Source organism: Methylobacterium mesophilicum (genome assembly GCF_022179445.1).
In the GTDB taxonomy this organism is placed as follows: domain Bacteria; phylum Pseudomonadota; class Alphaproteobacteria; order Rhizobiales; family Beijerinckiaceae; genus Methylobacterium; species Methylobacterium mesophilicum.
Genome location: NZ_BPQU01000011.1, coordinates 50,685 through 69,757, shown reverse-complemented (window position 1 = coordinate 69,757; position 19,073 = coordinate 50,685). Strand labels below are relative to the sequence as shown.

Below are 19,073 nucleotides of genomic sequence, written 5' to 3'. Positions count from 1 at the left end.
GCGTCTCCCACATCCGGGCTCGGCCCGATGAACCCCGTCGAGATCGCCCCGAGCCTCGACCAGCTCCGCGGCCTGCACCTGCCGGGGGGCGCCGCCGGGGCGGTGCAGGGGGAAGTCGTCGCGGCGGCGGCGTTGGGCTTCCTCGCCGCCCTGCTGGTCGGGCTCGTCCGCTACCTGCGTGGCCGGGCCCGGGCGAGCCTGCGCCGGGCGGCGCTGGCCGAACTTGCCGGCACCCGCGACCTCGATCCGGAGTCCCGTCTCGTGGCGCAGGCGCGCCTGCTGCGCCGCCTCGCCCGGACGCTCGCGGGGGACGACGCCGCCCGGGAGACCGGCGCGGCCTGGGCCGCCCGCCTCGACACGCTCCTGGCCACCGACTTCTTCACGCGCGGATCCGGCCGGGTCCTGGCCGACGGGCTCTACCGGCGCCAGGACACCGACCTCGACGGGCTCGACGCCGAGCTGGGACGCCTGATCGGACGGTTGCGGACATGAGCGGCCTCCTCCCCGCCTGGCTCACGGCGCAGCTCTCGGCCTTCGACCTCGCGGCGCCCTGGATCCTGCTCGCCCTGCCGCTGCCGCTGCTGGCCGCGCGCCTGCTCCCGGCCGAGACGGAGGGCGGCAGCGGCGCCCTGCTGGTGCCCGGGACCCTGGTCGGCACCGCCCGTTCCGGGGCCGACCTCGCCGCCCGCGGCCGCCGCCGGGCCGCCCTGATCTGGACCCTCTGGGCCGCCCTGGTGGTGGCGCTCTCCGGGCCCCGCCTGGTGATGCCGGCCGCAGCCCTGCCGGCGTCCGGCCGCGAGATCATGATCGCCATGGACCTGTCCGGCTCGATGGAGCGGCGCGATTTCACCCTGGACGGCGAGACCGTGAACCGACTCACCGCGGTCAAGCGCGTCGGCACCGACTTCATCCGGCGCCGGGCCGGGGACCGGATCGGCCTGGTGATCTTCGCCGATCAGGCCTACGTGGCCGCCGCCCCGAGCTTCGACACCGCCGCGGTCGCCCGCGCCCTCGACGAGGCGACCATCGGCATCAGCGGCCGCTCCACCGGCATCGGCGACGGCCTCGGCCTCGCCCTGCGCCGGCTCGATCCGAAGGACCCCGCGACGAACGGCGACGGCGCGGCGGCACCCTCCGCGGCGCCCTCCGCGAAGGCCGTGATCCTGCTCTCGGACGGCGCCAACAATGCCGGCCAGACCGCCCCCAAGGACGTGGCCGCCCTGGCCAAGGAGCTGGGCATCCGGGTCTACACGATCGCGCTCGGCCCCCGGGACATGGCCGATGCCGACGGCGAGCAGGACGTGGTCGATACCGAGACCCTGCGCGAGATGGCCCAGGCCAGCGGCGGCGAGGCGTTCCGGGTCCGCACCACAGAGGACCTCGTCCGGGTCGCCGACGCGATCGACCGGCTGGAGGGCGGCCGCGCCCTCGCGCCCCCCCTGCCGCTGCGCCGGGAGCTCTGGCCGTGGCCCGCCGCCCTGGCGCTGGCCGCCGCCGCGGCCCTGCTGGCGACCCGGAGGGGGGTGTGATGCTCGGGTTCCGGTCAAACGCTCTCCTCCCTCCCCCCTCTGCGGGGGAGGGTACCCTGCGCAGCAGGGGGGGAGAGGGGCAGCGCGACGTCGCGGATTTCGGCTCTCTGCGCGACCTTTCCGGATACGGCGCTCCCCTCTCCCGACCCCTGCTGACGCAGGGGCCACCCTCCCCCGCAAAGGGGGGAGGGACGGCGCTCGCCCGTTTCGGACAGACCGACACGCCGCCCGTCGCGAGCCAGCCCGCATGAGCGCCCTCGACGCCTTCGCGTTCCTGCGCCCCTGGTGGTTCCTGGCCATCCCGGTCGTGGCCCTTCTGGCGCTCCGCGCCGCCTGGCGGGCGGCGCCGCTGGGCGATTGGGGGCGGGCGGTCGATCCGGCCCTGATGGCCCATCTCGCCCGCGCCGGGGCCGTGCTCGGCGGACGGCGGCAGGCGAACCGCGCCGCCGCCCTGGCCGCCGGGGCGATCGCGCTGGCGCTGACCGGCCCCGCGGTGGAGCGCGCCGATACGGCGACCTTCCGCAATCTCGACGCGACCGTGATCGTCTTGGACCTCTCCCGCTCGGTCACCGAGGGCGGGAACCTCCAGGGCGTCCGCCAGGCCGCCGCAGCGATCGCCGAGGCCGCCGGCACCCGGGCGGTGTCGCTCGTCGTCTATGCCGGCGACGCCTACCTCGCCGCCTCGCCGACCACCGACCGGGACAGCTTCGGCACGACCCTGTTCGCCCTCGACGCCGACACCGTGCCGGACCGCGGCAGCCATCCCGAGCGCGGGCTGGCGCTGGCCCGCCGGACGCTGGCGGAGGCCGACGTGGTCGCGGCCGACGTGGTGCTGATCACCGACGGCGAAGGCATCGGCGACGCGGCCGGCCGGGAAGCCCGGGCGCTCGCCGATCGCGGCTGGCGCCTCCAGGCCCTGTTCGTCCCCGCCGACAAGCCGCTGCCACCGGGCGCGCCGAAGCCCGACCGGGCCGCCCTCGACGCGCTGGTCCGGGCCGGCGGCGGCCGCGTCGCCGACATCACCGAGCCCGGCCCGGTGCTCGACGCGGTCGGGGCCGGGACCGCCCAGCACCTCGCGGCCGGCGGCTACGGCGTACTCGCCTATGCGGATCTCGGCCGCTGGCTGCTGCTGCTCGCGGCGCTGCCGGCCCTGGTCCTGTTCCGCAGGAGCGCGTGATGGAGCGGTTCTCGTCCAGGACCGGTCTCGCAGTCCCGATCCGCGCCGGCCTTCCCCCGGGCTGGCGCCGGTTCGCCCGGATGGCCGGGCTGGCGCTGGCCGGCCTCGGGCTCGTGGCCTTGCTCGCCGTCTCGCAGCCCCGCACCGGGTTCGGGCGGCTGCTGATGGCGCTCGGCCTGCCGGGGCTCGCCGCCGACCTGATCGTCGATCCGGCCTGGCGCGCCACCGCCCTGTACCAGGCCGGCCGCTACGGCGAGGCGATCGCGCTGTTCCGCACCGGCGGAAAACGGGCAAGCTACAACCTCGGCAACGCGCTGGCGCGAGCGGGCGACTTCGAGGGCGCGCTCGCCGCCTACGACGAGGCCCTGCGCTTCGACCCGCGCGACGCCGACGCGCAGGCCAACCGCTCCCTGGTCGCCCGGATGGTCGCCGAGGTGATCGACCGCGGCCCCGGCGGCGGCATCGCCAACGGCACCGCGCAATACGGCGCCCGCTACAACAACACCGCCAACCAGGACCAGAACAACGACATCAACGCCGCCTCCAGCGGCGAAGGCCTGGCCGGCAACAAGGAATCCAACGCCAGCGCGTCCCTGCCCGGCAACAGCAAGGTCGCCCGCCGCGGCAAGGCCGAGCAGCAATCGGTCGACGCCGGCAAGGGCCAGGCCCGGGGCTCGGCCGGCGACGCGGCCGGGCGCGGCCGCACCGGCGGCGGTGCGGCCATGGTCGCGGAGGCGCCCGAGCGCGAGGTCCGCCGGGTGACCAAGAGCTTCGAGGCCCACGAGATCCGCCCCGACCGGCTCTGGCTCCAGACCCTGCCGGACGATCCCGGCCGCTTCCTCAAGCTGCGTCTGCGCGCCGAGCAGACCCGCCGGGTCGAGGCCGGCACCGCAATCCCGGCCGGGAGCAACCCGTGGTGATGGTTTTCGGGATTTGGGCCTTTGGCTCCGCAGGCACGGCGGGTGTTCTCCCTCCCCCCTCTGCGGGGGAGGGTGGCCCTCGCGTCAGCGAGGGTCGGGAGAGGGGAGCGACGCGTCCGGAAAGGTCTCACCGAGAGCCGAAGCCTGCAGCGTTGCGCTGCCCCTCTTGCGGGACTTCGTCCCGCCCCCCCCTGCTGCGCAGGGTACCCTCCCCCGCAGAGGGGGGAGGGAAGGCGCGTGCCTGGTCTCTGGCCGTCATCCTCCTCCTCGCCCCCCTCCCGGCGCACGCCGAGATCGAACCCGGCGACCTGACCCTCACGGTCAATGCGGAGTTCAACGGCAACAGCCCGCCGTTCGCCCGCGAGATGGTGCTGTTGAAGATCCACGGGGTCTACAAGCAGCCGATCCTGCTGGAGGAGGTGGTCCAGCCCACCCTCGCCAACTTCTCCTGGACGCAGCTCGGCCGCGACCGCTGGAGCAAGACCAAGCTTCCGGACGGGCAGAGCGCCATCGCGTTCGACCGCACCGTGGCGGTGTTCCCCCACCACGCGGGCGAGTTCGTCATCGAGCCCTTCACCCACAAGCTGACGGTCAACGATGTCGGCGAGCGGCGGATCGTCGAGGTGCGCTCGACGCCGATCCCGTTCCCGGTGGCGGCCTGGACCGCCGCCGGCGGAGGCCCGGACGTCAAGGAACCCTGGTGGCTGCCCGCCCGCGACGTGGCGGTCACCGATTCCTGGAGCCCGGACCCCGAGACCGTGAAGCTCGGCGAGACCACCCGGCGGATCGTCACCCTGGAGGTCCAGGGCATGGTCGCCGAGGGCCTGCCGCCCCGGCCGGTGATGCGCACCCGGGGCATCCTCACCTTCGCGGGCCCGGTCACCCGCGAGACCCTGCTGACGCCCTCCGGGCCTGTGGCCCGGGCGACCTACCAGTGGGACGTGCGGCCCGGCGTGTCCGAGGTGATCCCCCTCGACGCCATCGCGATCCCGTGGTTCGACACCAACACCCGCACCATGCGCGAGGCCGAGATCCCGGCCCGGCAGATCGGCGGCGGCCTGCCCGACCGGGAGGGCGACCGGGCGCCGCCCCCGGTGCCGTCGCCGCTGGTCGCGGCCGCCGCGGCGCTCGCGGCCTTCGGGCTCGGGCTGGCTCTGATCGGTTACGGCGCGGGTCGGCCGCGCCTGCGCCTGTCCGGCACCGCCCGCCGGGCCCTGAACCGGGCCGCCCGCGCGGGCGATCCGGCCGGGTTCCGCGCCGCCCTGGAGGCCGCCCGCCGGGAGGCGCCGGAACTCGCCCGGACCTGGCAGGCCCGGCCCGATCTGGCGGCCCGTCTCGCCGACCTCGACCGGGCGGTGTTCGGCACCGCGGGTGCCCCCGTCCCGGACCTGCCCGCCCTGGCCCGCGCTCTGTCGCGGCCCGAGTTTTCGGCGGCTACGCCCGGTCCGGAGCGGCTGGCTCCGCTCGACGGGCCGGCGGCCTGATCCGGGCTCCGGCGGCCCCTGCATAGCTTCTGAGCAAGTACTATTCCTGGGCAACGGCTCAAGTTCTGAGCACGCATCAATGTTTTGCACCGTCTTGCGGGACCTGATTTCGCTTCGTAGTCTTCGCGACCACAACAAAAAAGACTTGATTCGAAACAACAGGGAGGACGCCATGACACGCGCCAACGACGTCAAGGACCGGTTCCGCGCCCGGCTGCAGGATGCCGACGCCCGCAGCAACGACTTCCGCCGGAAGCTGCTGGAGGAGGGCAACCGCGCCCTCGAGCCGGTGGTCGGCGTCCTGAACCTGATGGCCGAGGTGCTGAACGAGGAGGACAACGTCCACGGCAGCATCACCGGCCTCGAGGCCAAGATCGATCAGGACAACTTCATCAGCCTGTGCGCCAAGCTGCGCGGCACCGACACCGAGCAGAAGATCAAGATCAAGTACGGCCCCGAACTCGGCGGCAGCAACTATATCTCGGTCTCGGGCCTGAACCAGCGCTACAACGAGCGCCTGGTCCCGGGCGCGGCCGGGGCCGCCCTCGGCCGCAGCGTCGGCAGCGACATCCATCTGGACGAGCACCGCGGGACCGAGCTGGCCGAGGTGGTCCGCGAGGTCGTCGAGGATTTCTACGCCGCCCAGATCGAGCAGCGCAGCCACTTCGCCGCCGTGCAGTAGCCCGACCCGTGATCCTGCGGCGGGGAGCCGGATTCCCCTCGGCCCCGTCCTCGGCTAAGCCTGCCCGGGATGGGGATGGGGCTCCCCGATAACCGCCCGGCCGTCGCCAGGCCGGGCTGATGGCTCCTACCGCACGGGCGGCTCCGGACGTCCGCGGTGGGGCCGTGCGCCCGACGCCGCGACGCGGACGTGACGGCGCCGCCCGACCGAACAGGAAGGGCCGGCATGATCAACACCCTCATCGTCATCCTCGGGGCCGGACTCGGCGGCGGCGCCCGCCACGGGGTCAACGTCGCGGTCGCCCGGCTACTGCCGGGCTTCGGGTTTCCCCTCGCCACGATCGTCATCAACGTGCTCGGCTCGTTCCTGATGGGCGTGCTGGCCGAGAGCTTCGCCCTGCGCGGCGCGGCCGGGCACCCGGCGCGGCTGTTCCTGACCACCGGGGTGCTGGGCGGCTTCACCACGTTCTCGACCTTCTCGCTGGACGCGATCAGCCTGTACGAGCGCGGCCATCTGGCCGCGGCCGCCCTCTACGTGACGGTCTCGGTGGCGGCCGGATTGCTCGGCTTGCTGGCCGGCATCGCCCTGATGCGGACGGTTCTCAGCGGCGGCTGAAAATGGTCATGGTTTCAAAAGGTCTTCGACCTTGTGCGGGTCCGGGGCAGAGCCCTGGTATCTCGGGGCTCCGCCCCAATCCCCGCCAAAGGGCTGAGCCCTTTGGGAACCCGGACTTGCCTCAGTCGGCGATGAACTTCAGGCGGTGGTCGCGGTAGAGGTCGACGATCGCCGCGGCGGTCTCCTCGATCGAGCGGCGGGTCACGTCGATGGTCGGCCAGCGGTTCTTGGTGAACAGCCGGCGCGACATGGTGATCTCGTCGGCCACCGCCGAGCGGTCGACATACATCGAGGATTCGTCGGCGTTCAGGCTCGACAGCCGGTTCTGGCGGATCTGCACGATCCGCTCGGGCGAGGCGAACAGCCCGACCACCAGGGGCTTGCGGGCCCGCTCGATCGCCGGCGGCAGCGGCATGCCGGGCACCAGCGGCAGGTTCGTGGTCTTGAGCCCGCGGTTGGCGAGGTAGATCGAGGTCGGCGTCTTCGAGGTCCGGCTGACCCCGAGCAGGATCACGTCGGCATCCTCCAGGTCCTCGGGCAGGTTGCCGTCGTCGTGGGCCAGCGTGAAGTTCATCGCGTCGATGCGCTTGAAATACTCCGCGTTGAGCATGTGCTGGGCACCCGGCCGGGCCGTGGTCTCGGCGCCGAGATAGGCGCGCAGCAGGTCGTGGACCGGGCGCAGCACCGACAGGCAGGGCGAGCCGGTCTCGCGGGCGACCTCCTCGAGCCGCTCGCCCAGGTCGCCGCCCACCAGGGTGTAGAGCACGAGGCCCGGCGCCGCCCGGATCTCCGAGATCACCCGGTCGAGCTGCGCCGCCGAGCGCACCAGCGGATAGACGTGCTCGATCGCCGAGACGCCCTCGTACTGCGCGGCCGCCGCCCGGCCGACGTTGATCAGCGTCTCGCCGGTGGAGTCGGACACGAGGTGAAGGTGGAAGTAGCTCCGGCCCATCGGGTCGCCTTCGTCTCGCCGGAGGCGTTATCCACTGCCGGCCGCCAGGGGAGTCGATGAGTGTGGATAGGATGCGGCTTCGGGCAGGTCCAGGGCGAAGGGGCCGCGCCTTATCGACTCCGCCGTTCACAGGTCCGCCATACGGACGCGCGGAATCCGGGCGCCTGGGAGAATCCGGGACGCAACGGGGGCGCGTACCGGACTCGGCGTTCGCAAGCCGCTGTTGGACTTGGCCGTTCTCGCAACATGGAGCGAATCCTTTAAAGCCTCGTTAACGGCGCGGCGGCGGGGACGGCCTGTGGACCCGCTTGCACCACCGTGTTGAGCCCCCCCAATAGAAAAAACAGAGTCCTAGAATCTCTCTTTTCTTTTCGAGAGGGGCCTGTGTGGGGATCCGGCGCGCCTCGACTCGACAGGACGGCCGCCGACGGGCATGCGGAATGACGGGGACGGAAAGGGAGCGACGATGACGGGGACGGAGCGCGGGTCCGGAGGCAAGTCCGAGCGGAAGGTGCTGCGCGTCCTCGAGGGCGAGGCGATCGGACCGCCCCCCGCCTGGATGATGCGCCAGGCCGGCCGCTACCTGCCGGAATACCGGGCGAGCCGGGCCGAGGCCGGGTCCTTCCTCGACCTCTGCTACAGCCCGGACTTCGCCGTCGAGGTGACCCTGCAGCCGATCCGCCGCTTCGGCTTCGACGCGGCGATCCTGTTCTCGGACATCCTGGTCGTCCCCCATGCGCTGGGCCAGGACGTGCGCTTCGTCGAGGGCGAGGGGCCGCGCCTCGATCCCCTGGACGGCCGCGACGCCTTCGGGCGGCTGCGCGAGGCCGGCGATCCGGCGATTTTTTCGCACTTGGCGCCGGTCTTCGAGACGGTGAAGCGGCTGCGCGCCGAACTGCCCGGCGAGACCACCCTGCTCGGCTTCTGCGGCGCGCCCTGGACCGTGGCGAGCTACATGATCGGCGGCCGCGGCACCCCGGACCTCGCCCCCGCCCGGGCGCTGGCCGAGGGCGACACCGCCTTGGTCGACACCCTGATCGACCGCCTCGTCACGGTGCAGACCGAATATCTCGTCCGCCAGCTCGAGGCGGGCGCCGACGCGGTTCAGATCTTCGAATCCCATGCCGGCACCCTCCCGCGCGCCGTGCCGGCCTCCGGGGATATCGTCGAGCCGGTGGGCGACGTGACCGAGAGCGCCCTGCCGGACGACGCGGGCCTCGACGCCCTGACCCGCTGGTCGCTCCGCCCGATTGCCCGGATGATCGCGGGCGTCCGTGCACGGGTGCCGCACGCCAAGATCATCGTGTTCGCCCGCGGCTCGGGCCTCGACGGCCATGGCCGGGTGGTGCCGGAGACCGGCGCCGACGCCGTGGGCGTCGACTGGGCGGTGGACCTGAAGGCCCTGCGCCGGCACGTGCCGGCCACGATGGTGACCCAGGGCAACCTGCATCCCGACACGCTGATCGCCGGCGGCGACGCCCTCGACGCCGCGGTCGACGCTGTGCTGGAGGCCACCGCCGGCCTGCCGCACATCTTCAACCTCGGCCACGGCATCACCCCGCAGACGCCGGTGGCCCATGTCGAGCGCATGCTCGCGCGGCTGCGCCGGTAGGGCCCGTGCTGTACGACTGGATCAAGGCCGGGCACGTCATCAGCCTGATCGCCTGGATGGCGGGCATGCTCTACCTGCCCCGGCTGTTCGTCTACCACGCCAGCCTGCCGCCGGGCTCGGAGGCGCAATCGGCGACCTTCAAGGTGATGGAGCGGCGCCTGCTCAAGGCGATCATGAACCCCGCCCTCATCGCCACCTGGTCGTTCGGGCTGGTGCTGGCCTGGATGAGCGGCTTCTACGCGAGCCCCTGGCTCCAGGCGAAGTTCCTGCTGGTGCTGGCGATGTCGGGCATCCACGGCTGGCTCGCCCGGATGGTCAAGGATTTCGCCGCCGACCGGAACACCCGCGGGCACAAGTTCTACCGGGTGCTCAACGAGGTGCCGACGCTCCTGCTGATCGGCATCGTCGTCCTGGCGGTGGTCAAGCCGGGCTTCTGATCCCGGGATCCGGGATCCGTCACGCCGACGGGGCCGGAGCCTTTCGCCGGCCGGGCCGTTGGGGGCCCATGACCAAGGTTTTCGCGCTCCTTCTGCCGCTGGCTCTTCTCGCCGCCGCCCCCGCCCGCGCCGCGAGCTTCGCCTGCGACAAGGCCGAGACCCCCGACGAGAGGGCGATCTGCGCCCATCTCCCGCTCAACGACATGGATGTCGAGATGGCGACCCGGTTCGCCATCCTGAAGGACGTCCTGCCGATGGGCGGCCAGACCAAGCTGCGCGACGACCAGGAGACCTGGCTCAAGGAGCGCCACGCCTGCGGCGCCGAAATCGCCTGCCTGCGCGGCCTCTACGAGACCCGGCTGAAAGTGCTGCGCGGCGTGCTGTCGGAATTTGCCAAGCAGGGGCCGCAGTAGACATACTCCTACTTTCGTGCAGTATATATATTCACGGGAATCAGAATATCAATTATTTTATAGCGAGTGACCTTCATCCGCAAAAGAACGTCGTCCTTTCTATCTCTATGTTCGCCTAACGATAGGTAATAGTTTTTGTCTTTAATGTCTTTTTCAAAGACGATCCATTCGCCTGTAAGCTCCATTCGGTCACTACGATCACGATAAGCACCAATCGAAAGATCGTACGATAAAATGCCGGCGAAATCCTCGCCTTTAGATCCGATGCATTTTTTAATCGACTTGTTGAATGAATAATTGAGTTCGTTTCTGAGATTTTTTCCGATAAAATAAGGTTGAAAATGATGTTTATGCCAAAGACCAAGTAAGGGAGGCTTCTCAAACGGAGCTGCATCCTTCGTCCGGCTGGATCGCGGATCAGTCCCCTCCAATATACCGATCTCGTCGTAGATGAGATGAACGTGATAGAAACGTGCCACCATGTGGTAGGCAAGTTCGAACGCCAAGCCGAACGTGTAACGCCCGGTGCCCATTTTGAGATCGAGCCATTCGCAGACATCCTGAATGATCTCGGGGGTGACGATAACCTGTCCGCCCAGTTGCTGCGATCCCTCCTCCTCACTCGACATCTGACCTCCGGATATGGCAAGCGAGGTCAAGATCGGCGGATCTCGACTACGGCATGGATTTCGAGCATCTGCTGGGCCTACACACGGGTTTGCGCCGCGAGCCGCTCACGATCGCCGATATTGATCCTTTCATAGCCCGAGCGCTTGGTGCTCGGACGTGCCGTGTCTTCCTTTCTGCCGAAACAATCCGAAAACAGTTGCGGCGGCACGCAGACTTGCCGATCAGCGCCTATCGCTGCGCGGGGCCCTGTCTCAGACGGGGTTCATATCGCCAGGATAGCCCACGGTCGGCAGTGGTCCTGTACACGGACCAGAGCACCTTCGGTGAGCATTTCCGTGCTTACATCAAGGCGACGCAGGCCGGGCACGAACTCTATCTCGTCTCGTTCCTGATGATGCGCGAACGGGACCTCCGGCGAGAGCTGCGAAAGCCCTATCCGGTTCTTCAACCCGGATCCTGAAAACGCGAAAGGAGGCCGAAGCCTCCTGAAGCTGTGGGGCGGGGCCTGCCGGAACCCCGCATGGCGCTCCCATCATCTGCAAAGACGACGGTGCTACGGCAGGCAGAATGTCACCGTGTCACCCACGCAGGAAAAGATACACCTCGGCGCGTGAATTTTCCAGTCGTCAGACCACGGGACGCGGGCGCGTGACGGGGTCGTGCCCGCCATTCGCCTGAGGGCCCTCCATCACAACCGCGCCAGCAGCCGCTCCGCCAGCGGGTTCTCGGCCGCGAAGGCGTAGTCGACCCGCCGAACCGTCACGGCCCGGGCGCCGGCCTCGACCAGGGCGCCGGCGAGCGCGAACACCGCGCCCTCGGGGCAGCGCATCACGATCTCGCCGTCGCCCCCGCGCGGGGCGCCGTAGGGCAATTCGGCCTCGTGCAGGCCCGCGATCGTGGCGAGGTCGATCGCGCCGCTCTCCGGCAGAGCGGCCCGGACCTCCCGGGTGGTGCGGGCGCGCTCCTCGGCGGCGATGCGGCCGAGCACAGTGCGCAAAGCCGTCCGCTGGTCCTCGCCCCAGGGGGCCTTCAGCGAGGCGACCAGGTTGGCCTCGGAGCGCAGGATGATGCCGTCGTCCAGCACCTTCAGGGCGTTGGCGCTGAGCGTCGCCCCCGTGGTGGTGATGTCGACCACGATCTCGGCGGAGCCGGCGGCCGGCGCGCCCTCGGTGGCGCCCAGGCTCTCGACGATCCGGTAATCGGCCACCCCCTTCTCGGCGAAGAACCGGCGGGTCAAGTTCACGTACTTGGTCGCGACCCGCAGGCGGCGGCCGTGCCGGGTGCGCATCAGCGCCGCGACCTCGTCGAGGTCGGACATCGCCCGCACGTCGATCCAGGCCTGGGGCACCGCCACCACCACGGTGGCGTTGCCGAAGCCGAGCGGGGTCAGGAGTTCGACCTGGCCGCGCACGTCCGGCAGGGTCTCGCGGATCAGGTCCTCGCCGGTCACCCCGAGATGGGCGGCCCCGGAGGCGAGCTGCGCGGCGATCTCCGAGGCCGAGAGGTAGCGCACCTCGACCCCCGGCACGCCGACGAGCTTGCCTCTATAGTCGCGGGCGCCGGCACCCTGGGCGAGCCGCAGGCCGGCCCGGCCGAAGAACGCGCTGGCGTTCTCCTGGAGGCGTCCCTTGGACGGGACGGCGAGGATCAGCGGCATGGCGCCCGAGTCCGAGGGGGTCATCGGCCGGCTCCCGCCACGCGCTCGACCCAGAAGGTGCAGCCCACCGCGGGCAGGGGCGCCGGGCTGCCGAGATGCCCGAGCAGGCCGTCGTAGCGGCCGCCGCCGACCAGCATCGGGCCGTCCCCCTCGTTCACCTCGAAGATGAAGCCGGTGTAGTAGTCGAGGTTGCGGGCGAAGCCGCCCTGGAAGCGGAACCGCTCGATCGGCAGGCCGCGCGCCGCGATGAAGCCGGTGCGCTCCTCGAACAGGTCGAGGGCGGCCGAAAGCGCGTCGTGGCGCAGGCCCGCGTCGGCGACCAGCGCCCGCAGGTCGCGCGCGGCGGCGTCCGGATGGCCGGCGATCGCCCGGTAGCGGTCGAGCACGGCGCGGTTCTCGGGGTTGAGGCCGGCCCCGCCATTGGCCTGCGCGGCCGCCTTGCCGAGGAAGCGCTCGGCGATCTCGCCGGCGCTGCGGCCGCCCACCGCCGAGATGCCCGCGATGGCGAGCACGTCCTCCACGAAGGCGCGCACGCCCCGCGGGTCCTGGCCCTGGATCGCGGCGAGAAGGCCGGCATGGGGATCCTCGGGCCGGGCGCCCTCGCCGCCGTTGGTGACGTCGTCGAGGGAGCGTCCGGCGGCGAGCGCCCGCAGGGTCCGGCGCTTGGCCGCCGGCGGCACCGCCAGCCCGTCGAGCAGGGCCACGGTCAGCCCCATGTCGCCGAGCCGCACCGCGGGGTCGGTCCGGCCGAACAGCGCGAGGCCCTCGAGCGCCAGCCCCAGCACCTCGGCATCGGCGGCCGGGGTGTCGGTGCGGCCGATCGATTCGATGCCGGCCTGGAAGAACTCGTCCGGCTCGTCGGCGGCGAGCCGGAAGACCGGGCCGCAATAGCTGTAATCGGCCGCCCGGCCGTCAGCCTGGGCCCGGTGCAGGCGGCAGACGGGAATCGTGAATTCCGGCCGCAGGCACAGCTCGGTCCCGGCCGCGTCCTGGGTGACGAAGATGCGCCGGCGGATGTCCTCGCCGGACAGTTCCAGGAACGGCTCCACCGGCTGCAGAACCGGCGGCGTCACCGGGTGGTAGCCGGCCGCACTCAGATGCGCGAGCAGGCGCGTCCGCGCCGCGTCGCCCGCCCCCGTTTCACCGGCCTCCGGTCGTGTCATCGTGTCCATCCTCGCGGGCGCTCTGTAGCAACCGCAATCGCGCTTGGCGACACGCACGCGCACCCTTCCGGCGCGACGGTGTACGCAGGCCTGCCCGGACGGAGCGGGGGGCGTTTCCTCAGAGTGGCCGGGTGCTGCCGAGCCGGGCGCCCCGCGGGCGTCGTCCGGGCTTGCGGCGGGTCAGCGCGGCCATGGCGGGGGCGCCCGCGATCCCGGCGCTGAGCACCGGAGCGCTGCCGGTCCCCGGGGTGGCGACTGCGGTGGCGCTCGGCAGCCGGTCTGGCACCGAGCGGCCCGCCCAGGCCGAGGCCGGGACAGCGAGCATCAGCGCGGCCGACAGGATCAAGGTCTTGGCCAGCATCCCGGGGTCTCCCAGCCGGCCCCGTCGCGGGTCCGACGTCGCAGATCCGACTGGAACCAACGCGGCCGGAGCCGCCGCGTTCGATGCCGTGCGCGGACCTAGAGCCGTACCCGACCACGGTGGGTCGGGCACGGCTCTAGGCTCTCGTTTTGACGCGCGCTCTTGCGACGAACCGGAACCACTTCGTCGGAGAGCGCTCCAGTCTCAGTCCTTGGGCGCCGGGAAGTGCCGGGCCAGCACGGCGCGGACCTGTGCCACCATGTCGGCCTCGGGGCAGGAGACCTGCGCCGGCCGCGCCGCCTTCCACTCGGCGTTGCTGCCGATGCTCTCGGCCGCCCGCGCGCCCTCGATCAGGTCCTTGATCTGGACCTCGCCGGCCAGGCGCTCGTTCGAGCCCTGGATGATCGCCGCCGGGGCGCGGCGCCGGTCGGCATACTTCATCTGCGCCTTCATGCCGGCGGCGCCGAGATAGAGCTCGGCCCGGATGCCGTCGGCCCGCAGCAGCGCGACCAGCCGCTGGTAATCGGCCATGTTCTCGCGGTCGAGGACCAGCACCACCACCGGGCCGGGGGTCTCGGTGCCGGCGAGCAGCGGGCTCTTCACCAGCTGCAGCGCCGAGAACAGCCGCGAGACGCCGATGGAGAAACCGGTGGCCGGCACCGGCTCGGCCCGGAACCGCCCGACCAGGCCGTCGTAGCGGCCGCCCCCGGCCACCGAGCCGAAGCGCACGGTCTGGCCGTCCTCGTTTGTGACCGGGAACGTCAGCTCGGCCTCGTAGACCGGGCCGGTGTAGTATTCGAGTCCGCGCACCACGCTCGGATCGGCGCGGATCACGTCGTGGCCGTAGCCGGCGGCGGCGCAGAGCCGCATGATCGCGTGCAACTCGGCGATGCCCTCGCGGCCGGTCTCGGACCCACCCACCGCCTCGTGCCAGCCGGCGAAAAACTTCTCCCAGAAGGCCATCTTGTCGGCGCCGTCGCCGGCATCGGCCTGGAACGACACGTAGGCCAGGATCCGGGACACCGCATCGGCGTCGAGGCCCGCGCCCTTGGTGAAGTCGCCGCTCTCGTCCTTGCGGCCGGCGCCCAGGAGGTCGCGCACGCCGTCGACGCCGAGCCGGTCGAGCTTGTCGATCGCCCGCAGGACGGTCAGGCGCTGGCCGGCCTTGTCTGGGCCGGCGAGCCCGATCGCTTCCATGACGCCGTCGAGCACTTTGCGGTTGTTGACCTTGACCACGTACTGGCCGCCGAGCCCGAGCCGGTCCAGCGTGTCGGCCATCAGCATGCAGGTCTCGGCATCGGCCGCGACGCTGCCGGCGCCGACGATGTCCGCATCGAACTGCATGAACTGGCGGAAGCGGCCGGGCCCCGGCTTCTCGTTGCGGAACACGAAGCCGGCCCGGTAGCTGCGGTAGGGTTTCGGCAGCGCGTCGTAGTTCTCGGCCACGAACCGGGCCAGCGGCGCGGTCAGGTCGTAGCGCAAGGAGAGCCAGGCCTCGTCGTCGTCCTGGAACGAGAACACGCCGGCGTTCGGGCGGTCGAGGTCGGGCAGGAACTTGCCGAGCGCCTCGGTATACTCGACGAACGGGGTCTCCAGGGCCTCGAAGCCGTAGAGCTCGAAGCTCTTGCGGATCGTTTCCAGCATCCGACCCTGCGCGGCGATCTCGTCGGCGCGGCGGTCGACGAAGCCGCGGGGCAGGCGGGGTTTCAGGATTTCGGCCCGGCTCTCGGCCTTCGCGGTTTCGGGCTTGGACATGTGAACGCGTTCGCTTCCCGCGGACCCGGAGCCCGGGTCCGGTGTGAGTCGTCCCCGGCGCGGCGGGGATCCTGGGGCCGGGCTCTAGAGCATGATGGGCGAAAGGGGAATTCGGTTTCCGGGGTCTGGCTTGGCCGCGCCGTCGCTGAAGGTGCAATGACGCGACGCAGCGGCCAGCCTTACGGATGACCGACTCACTCCCCAATCCTGAGATACGGCGAAGCCGCCTCGAACGAGGCCTCCAGTTGCCGCGCGATCCCTGGAGCCCTCCTTCGAGGCCTCCGCTTCGCTGCGTCGCCTCGGAATAAGGGGGAGGTGGATTTGAGAAGAACGATTAATACGGCGCCGTCAGCTTGATCCAGAGCAGGACCGCTAGGCTGATGACGGCGATCGGCATCTGCAGCGGGCGCAGGCGGGCATGGGCGAGCGGCACCTGCCCGGCGCGCGCCGCGATCGGATCCAGGATCCCGATGGCCGCGTAGCCCAGGATCAGCATGGCCAGCGCCGGCACCGCCTTGCCCATCACGGCCGAGAACAGGCTGAACAGGCCGAGCCCGTACAGGATCAGCATCGTCACGATCTGCGCGAGATGCGGACCGCCCTCGGTGCGGAAGCTGACGCCCCGGTGGACGCCGGCCAGGAACAGCAGGATCGAGGCGGCGTACAGCAGGGTGAACAGGGCCACCAGGTAATCGAGGGGTTGGCCGTTCAGCCACCAGGTCGCGGCGGCGCCGGCCGCGATCGGCACCATCGGGCCGAAGCCGAAGACGATGTCGAGCCACGGGATCCGGCGCGGCTCGTGCGCGGTGATGGTGCGTCCGGTAGCGTCGTCGCGCATGTCGGTGGGGCCGGGCTCTCGGGTTGACGGTTTGCTGCGCTGCGGCGCCGGGACGGGGAACGGCCCCGCGGGAACGCGGTTCCGTGCAGAGCGCATTAGCGCCGCCGCGCCGGATTCGCGAGGTCCGGCGTGCGCAGAGGTGTTCAACGGATCGTGGCGGGGGGCGTAGGTTTCCGAGGGACGCCGTGGGTTTGAGAACAGGGCGCGTCTCCCTGGCCCCTCTGCGGGGGCGGGGATGCGCGGGAGGCCATGACGCCCCACTCCGCGACGATGCGGGCCCGTCGTCACCGCTCGCGCGTGCGTCAGACCAGCCCCGATCCATCAGCCCCTTGAGTGCAGTGGAAAAACGCGTTACTTTTGCTCTGCCCTCATCACAAGGTCAGCGCCGTAGCGCGCCCGTGAGCCGCGAGGGTCCTGCCGTACACGGTCCAGCCAAGACGATCTTCGGGCCCCTCGCTGTTCCAGCGCGGCCCGCTCTCCGGCGCCCGTCCCCCGGGTTGCTTGGCGCAGAACCGGCCCTCCCACCTTCTCCGTCGGTTGCAAGACACCCCATGACGCCACATCCCGACGCCTTCGCCGACCCCCTGGTCGATCCCGAGACCGCGGACCCGGCCGACGCGCCCGCCACCCAAGGAGCCGGTCAAGGGACCGTCGCCGCCCTCGAGGGTGTGCGCGAGGTCAAGCTGTTCGATCTCAAGGCCAAGACGCCGACCGACCTGACCGCTTTCGCCGAGGAGGTCGAGGTCGAGAACGCCTCGACCATGCGCAAGCAGGAGTTGATGTTCGCGATCCTGAAGCAGCTCGCTGCCAAGGAGGTCGAGATCATCGGCGCCGGCACCGTCGAGGTGCTGCAGGACGGCTTCGGCTTCCTGCGCTCGAACGACTCGAACTACCTGCCGGGCCCGGACGACATCTACATCTCGCCGACCCAGATCCGGCGCTTCGGCCTGCGCACCGGCGACACCGTCGAGGGCCCGATCCGCGGCCCCAAGGACGGCGAGCGCTACTTCGCGCTCCTGAAGGTCAACACGATCAACTTCGAGAACCCGGAGAAGATCAAGCACAAGGTCCATTTCGACAACCTGACGCCGCTGTTCCCGACCCAGCGCTTCAAGCTCGAACTGGACAACCCGCCCAAGAAGGATTTCAGCCCTCGGATCATCGACATCGTCGCCCCGATCGGCAAGGGCCAGCGCGCCCTGATCGTGGCGCCGCCGCGCACCGGCAAGACCGTGCTGATGCAGAACATCGCGCAGTCGATCACCATCAACCACCCGGAATGCTACCTCATCGTGCTGCTCATCGACGAGCGCCCCGAGGAGGTCACCGACATGATCCGCTCGGTGAAGGGCGAGGTCATCGCCTCGACCTTCGACGAGCCGGCCACCCGCCACGTGCAGGTCGCCGAGATGGTGATCGAGAAGGCCAAGCGCCTGGTGGAGCACGGCCGCGACGTCGTCATCCTGCTCGATTCGATCACCCGGCTCGGCCGCGCCTACAACACCGTGGTGCCGTCCTCCGGCAAGGTGCTGACCGGCGGCGTCGACGCCAACGCCCTGCAGCGGCCCAAGCGCTTCTTCGGCGCCGCCCGTAACATCGAGGAGGGCGGCTCGCTCTCGATCATCGCCACCGCGCTCATCGACACCGGCTCGCGCATGGACGAGGTGATCTTCGAGGAGTTCAAGGGCACCGGCAACTCGGAGATCATCCTGGACCGCAAGGTCTCGGACAAGCGCATCTTCCCGGCGATCGACATCACCCGCTCGGGCACCCGCAAGGAGGAGCTGCTGGTCCCGCCGGACGCCCTCAAGAAGACCTACGTGCTGCGCCGCATCCTCAACCCGATGGGCGTCACCGACGCGATCGAGTTCCTCATGGACAAGCTGCGCCAGACCAAGAGCAACAGCGACTTCTTCGACTCGATGAACACCTGACCGGGTCGGGGCCGGATTCGAGGGCTCCGCCTCCGAAACCCGCCGAAGGGCCCGGCCCTTTGGAAACTCAGGGTCGCGTTGACCTTCTCCTAACCGGCCGCTGCCATTGTCGGCCCCGGGAGCCAGGTTGCGTATCGGCTCCGCGACAGCCCCGCCGGCCGGTTCATCCCGGCGGCGGGGCTCGTCGCAGCCTTGCTTCGCAAGCGCGATCCGTGACACTGGCGCGATGCCCCGCTCGCCCTGGCTCCGTCCGGACCCGCTCCTCCTCGCCTCCACCAGCCCGACCCGACGCCTCCTGCTGGAGAGCGCGGCGCTTCCGGTGGAGACCGCGTCCCCCGGCATCGACGAGCGCGCGGTCGAGGCGTCGAGCCAGGACCTGTCGCCGCCCGAGCTCGCCCTGCGCCTCGCCCGCGCCAAGGCCGACGCGGTGGCCGCCCGCCATCCCGGCCGGGTCGTCCTCGGCGCCGACCAGGTGCTCGAACTCGACGGCACGGTCTTCCACAAGCCCCGGGATGCCGCGGAGGCCCGGGCCCAACTCGCCCGCCTGGCCGGCCACACCCACGCCCTGCATTCCGCGGTGGCGCTGGCCGGCGCCCTCGACGACGCCTTCGTGGAGACCGCCCGGCTGACGATCCGCCCCCTCGATGCCCGGGCGATCGCCGCCTATGTGGACTGTGCCGGCGAGGACAGGGTCCGCGCCAGCGTCGGCGGCTACCAGCTGGAAGGACCGGGCATCCACCTGTTCGAATCGGTCGCCGGCGATCACAGCACGGTGCTGGGACTGCCGCTGCTGCCGTTGCTCACGCGCTTGCGTGACGCAGGCTACCTGGACTTCTAGACAGGGTTTCAAAGGGCTCAGCCCATTGGCAGGGCTCCGCCCTGCACCCGCAAAAGGTCCCGGACCTTTTGAAACC

Annotated in this window: 20 protein-coding genes and 1 riboswitch; of the genes, 13 read left to right on the top strand and 7 right to left on the bottom strand. The window is 70.9% G+C overall.

What is annotated here, in order from left to right; all coding sequences use genetic code 11:
* Positions 1–27 precede the first annotated feature (27 nt).
* From MFF40_RS13220 to crcB, 7 genes are all read left to right on the top strand, one after another.
* Positions 28–492, top strand: coding sequence for a DUF4381 family protein (locus tag MFF40_RS13220; RefSeq protein ID WP_238260813.1), 465 nt, complete (start codon positions 28–30; stop codon positions 490–492).
* Entirely contained in the window at positions 489–1,529 is a 1,041-nt protein-coding gene (locus MFF40_RS13215; protein ID WP_147897555.1) for a VWA domain-containing protein, read from the top strand. The genes MFF40_RS13220 and MFF40_RS13215 overlap by 4 nt, the downstream gene beginning before the upstream one ends.
* 247 nt (positions 1,530–1,776) lie before the next feature.
* Positions 1,777–2,706 (top strand): VWA domain-containing protein, encoded by a 930-nt coding sequence (locus tag MFF40_RS13210; protein WP_147897554.1) that lies wholly within the window; start codon positions 1,777–1,779, stop codon positions 2,704–2,706.
* Positions 2,706–3,626, top strand: a complete 921-nt coding sequence (locus MFF40_RS13205) for a tetratricopeptide repeat protein (RefSeq protein WP_147897553.1) — start codon at positions 2,706–2,708, stop codon at positions 3,624–3,626. Before MFF40_RS13210 ends, MFF40_RS13205 begins: the two co-directional genes overlap by 1 nt.
* 248 nt (positions 3,627–3,874) lie before the next feature.
* A complete protein-coding gene (locus MFF40_RS13200; RefSeq protein WP_238260872.1) occupies positions 3,875–5,110 on the top strand; it encodes a hypothetical protein in 1,236 nt (411 codons plus the stop codon).
* A gap of 172 nt (positions 5,111–5,282) precedes the next feature.
* The gene (locus MFF40_RS13195) at positions 5,283–5,792 is read left to right on the top strand and encodes a hypothetical protein (RefSeq protein WP_147857879.1); all 510 of its coding nucleotides are present in this window, start codon (positions 5,283–5,285) and stop codon (positions 5,790–5,792) included.
* 62 nt (positions 5,793–5,854) lie between these two features.
* A riboswitch (Fluoride riboswitch) is annotated at positions 5,855–5,928 on the top strand.
* A gap of 89 nt (positions 5,929–6,017) precedes the next feature.
* Positions 6,018–6,407 (top strand): fluoride efflux transporter CrcB, encoded by a 390-nt coding sequence (crcB, locus tag MFF40_RS13190; protein ID WP_147856154.1) that lies wholly within the window; start codon positions 6,018–6,020, stop codon positions 6,405–6,407.
* 121 nt (positions 6,408–6,528) lie between these two features.
* Here the strand turns inward: crcB and MFF40_RS13185 are convergent, their stop codons facing one another.
* Positions 6,529–7,359, bottom strand: a complete 831-nt coding sequence (locus tag MFF40_RS13185) for a pyruvate, water dikinase regulatory protein (protein ID WP_058190745.1) — start codon at positions 7,357–7,359, stop codon at positions 6,529–6,531.
* 466 nt (positions 7,360–7,825) lie between these two features.
* On the opposite strand from MFF40_RS13185, the gene MFF40_RS13180 reads away from it, so the two are divergent.
* From MFF40_RS13180 to MFF40_RS13170, 3 genes are all read left to right on the top strand, one after another.
* A complete protein-coding gene (locus tag MFF40_RS13180; RefSeq protein ID WP_238260811.1) occupies positions 7,826–8,971 on the top strand; it encodes a uroporphyrinogen decarboxylase in 1,146 nt (381 codons plus the stop codon).
* Between the two features lie 5 nt (positions 8,972–8,976).
* Positions 8,977–9,408, top strand: a complete 432-nt coding sequence (gene hemJ / locus MFF40_RS13175) for a protoporphyrinogen oxidase HemJ (RefSeq protein ID WP_147898688.1) — start codon at positions 8,977–8,979, stop codon at positions 9,406–9,408.
* Positions 9,409–9,476: 68 nt separating this feature from the next.
* Positions 9,477–9,821: a lysozyme inhibitor LprI family protein gene (locus MFF40_RS13170; RefSeq protein ID WP_147898689.1), complete on the top strand. Its 345-nt coding sequence runs from the start codon at positions 9,477–9,479 to the stop codon at positions 9,819–9,821.
* Positions 9,822–9,829: 8 nt separating this feature from the next.
* On the opposite strand, the gene MFF40_RS13165 is transcribed toward MFF40_RS13170, so the two are convergent.
* A complete protein-coding gene (locus tag MFF40_RS13165; RefSeq protein WP_238260809.1) occupies positions 9,830–10,480 on the bottom strand; it encodes a hypothetical protein in 651 nt (216 codons plus the stop codon).
* Between the two features lie 23 nt (positions 10,481–10,503).
* Here MFF40_RS13165 and MFF40_RS13160 point away from each other — a divergent pair, with 23 nt between their 5' ends.
* Positions 10,504–10,911: a hypothetical protein gene (locus MFF40_RS13160; RefSeq protein WP_238260807.1), complete on the top strand. Its 408-nt coding sequence runs from the start codon at positions 10,504–10,506 to the stop codon at positions 10,909–10,911.
* Positions 10,912–11,139: 228 nt separating this feature from the next.
* Here the strand turns inward: MFF40_RS13160 and hisG are convergent, their stop codons facing one another.
* From hisG to MFF40_RS13135, 5 genes are all read right to left on the bottom strand, one after another.
* On the bottom strand, positions 11,140–12,132 hold the full coding sequence (gene hisG, locus MFF40_RS13155; protein WP_147898691.1) for an ATP phosphoribosyltransferase: 993 nt from the start codon (positions 12,130–12,132) through the stop codon (positions 11,140–11,142).
* Positions 12,129–13,271 (bottom strand): ATP phosphoribosyltransferase regulatory subunit, encoded by a 1,143-nt coding sequence (locus tag MFF40_RS13150; RefSeq protein ID WP_147898692.1) that lies wholly within the window; start codon positions 13,269–13,271, stop codon positions 12,129–12,131. The genes hisG and MFF40_RS13150 overlap by 4 nt, the downstream gene beginning before the upstream one ends.
* Positions 13,272–13,389: 118 nt before the next feature.
* A complete protein-coding gene (locus tag MFF40_RS13145) occupies positions 13,390–13,632 on the bottom strand; it encodes a hypothetical protein (RefSeq protein ID WP_147898693.1) in 243 nt (80 codons plus the stop codon).
* Between the two features lie 204 nt (positions 13,633–13,836).
* A complete protein-coding gene (gene hisS / locus MFF40_RS13140; protein ID WP_147855827.1) occupies positions 13,837–15,387 on the bottom strand; it encodes a histidine--tRNA ligase in 1,551 nt (516 codons plus the stop codon).
* Between the two features lie 334 nt (positions 15,388–15,721).
* Positions 15,722–16,225 carry a DUF3429 domain-containing protein gene (locus MFF40_RS13135; RefSeq protein ID WP_147855826.1) on the bottom strand — a complete coding sequence of 168 codons (504 nt, stop codon included), beginning with the start codon at positions 16,223–16,225 and terminating at the stop codon, positions 15,722–15,724.
* Between the two features lie 551 nt (positions 16,226–16,776).
* Here MFF40_RS13135 and rho point away from each other — a divergent pair.
* Positions 16,777–18,159, top strand: coding sequence for a transcription termination factor Rho (rho, locus tag MFF40_RS13130; RefSeq protein WP_238260805.1), 1,383 nt, complete (start codon positions 16,777–16,779; stop codon positions 18,157–18,159).
* A 226-nt stretch (positions 18,160–18,385) separates the two neighbouring features.
* Entirely contained in the window at positions 18,386–18,997 is a 612-nt protein-coding gene (locus MFF40_RS13125) for a Maf family protein (protein ID WP_147855825.1), read from the top strand.
* The last annotated feature ends 76 nt before the right edge of the window (positions 18,998–19,073 follow it).

Bases quoted from the DNA above. Each gene is read 5' to 3' on its own strand.
- MFF40_RS13205 (WP_147897553.1), top strand. From the start codon at position 2,706: ATGGAGCGGTTCTCGTCCAGGACCGGTCTCGCAGTCCCGATCCGCGCC.
- MFF40_RS13150 (WP_147898692.1), bottom strand. From the start codon at position 13,271: ATGACACGACCGGAGGCCGGTGAAACGGGGGCGGGCGACGCGGCGCGG.
- MFF40_RS13185 (WP_058190745.1), bottom strand. From the start codon at position 7,359: ATGGGCCGGAGCTACTTCCACCTTCACCTCGTGTCCGACTCCACCGGC.
- MFF40_RS13210 (WP_147897554.1), top strand. From the start codon at position 1,777: ATGAGCGCCCTCGACGCCTTCGCGTTCCTGCGCCCCTGGTGGTTCCTG.
- rho (WP_238260805.1), top strand. From the start codon at position 16,777: ATGACGCCACATCCCGACGCCTTCGCCGACCCCCTGGTCGATCCCGAG.
- hisS (WP_147855827.1), bottom strand. From the start codon at position 15,387: ATGTCCAAGCCCGAAACCGCGAAGGCCGAGAGCCGGGCCGAAATCCTG.
- MFF40_RS13195 (WP_147857879.1), top strand. From the start codon at position 5,283: ATGACACGCGCCAACGACGTCAAGGACCGGTTCCGCGCCCGGCTGCAG.
- MFF40_RS13125 (WP_147855825.1), top strand. From the start codon at position 18,386: ATGCCCCGCTCGCCCTGGCTCCGTCCGGACCCGCTCCTCCTCGCCTCC.
- MFF40_RS13180 (WP_238260811.1), top strand. From the start codon at position 7,826: ATGACGGGGACGGAGCGCGGGTCCGGAGGCAAGTCCGAGCGGAAGGTG.
- hisG (WP_147898691.1), bottom strand. From the start codon at position 12,132: ATGACCCCCTCGGACTCGGGCGCCATGCCGCTGATCCTCGCCGTCCCG.
- MFF40_RS13170 (WP_147898689.1), top strand. From the start codon at position 9,477: ATGACCAAGGTTTTCGCGCTCCTTCTGCCGCTGGCTCTTCTCGCCGCC.
- MFF40_RS13145 (WP_147898693.1), bottom strand. From the start codon at position 13,632: ATGCTGGCCAAGACCTTGATCCTGTCGGCCGCGCTGATGCTCGCTGTC.
- MFF40_RS13160 (WP_238260807.1), top strand. From the start codon at position 10,504: ATGGATTTCGAGCATCTGCTGGGCCTACACACGGGTTTGCGCCGCGAG.
- MFF40_RS13135 (WP_147855826.1), bottom strand. From the start codon at position 16,225: ATGCGCGACGACGCTACCGGACGCACCATCACCGCGCACGAGCCGCGC.
- MFF40_RS13220 (WP_238260813.1), top strand. From the start codon at position 28: ATGAACCCCGTCGAGATCGCCCCGAGCCTCGACCAGCTCCGCGGCCTG.
- crcB (WP_147856154.1), top strand. From the start codon at position 6,018: ATGATCAACACCCTCATCGTCATCCTCGGGGCCGGACTCGGCGGCGGC.
- MFF40_RS13215 (WP_147897555.1), top strand. From the start codon at position 489: ATGAGCGGCCTCCTCCCCGCCTGGCTCACGGCGCAGCTCTCGGCCTTC.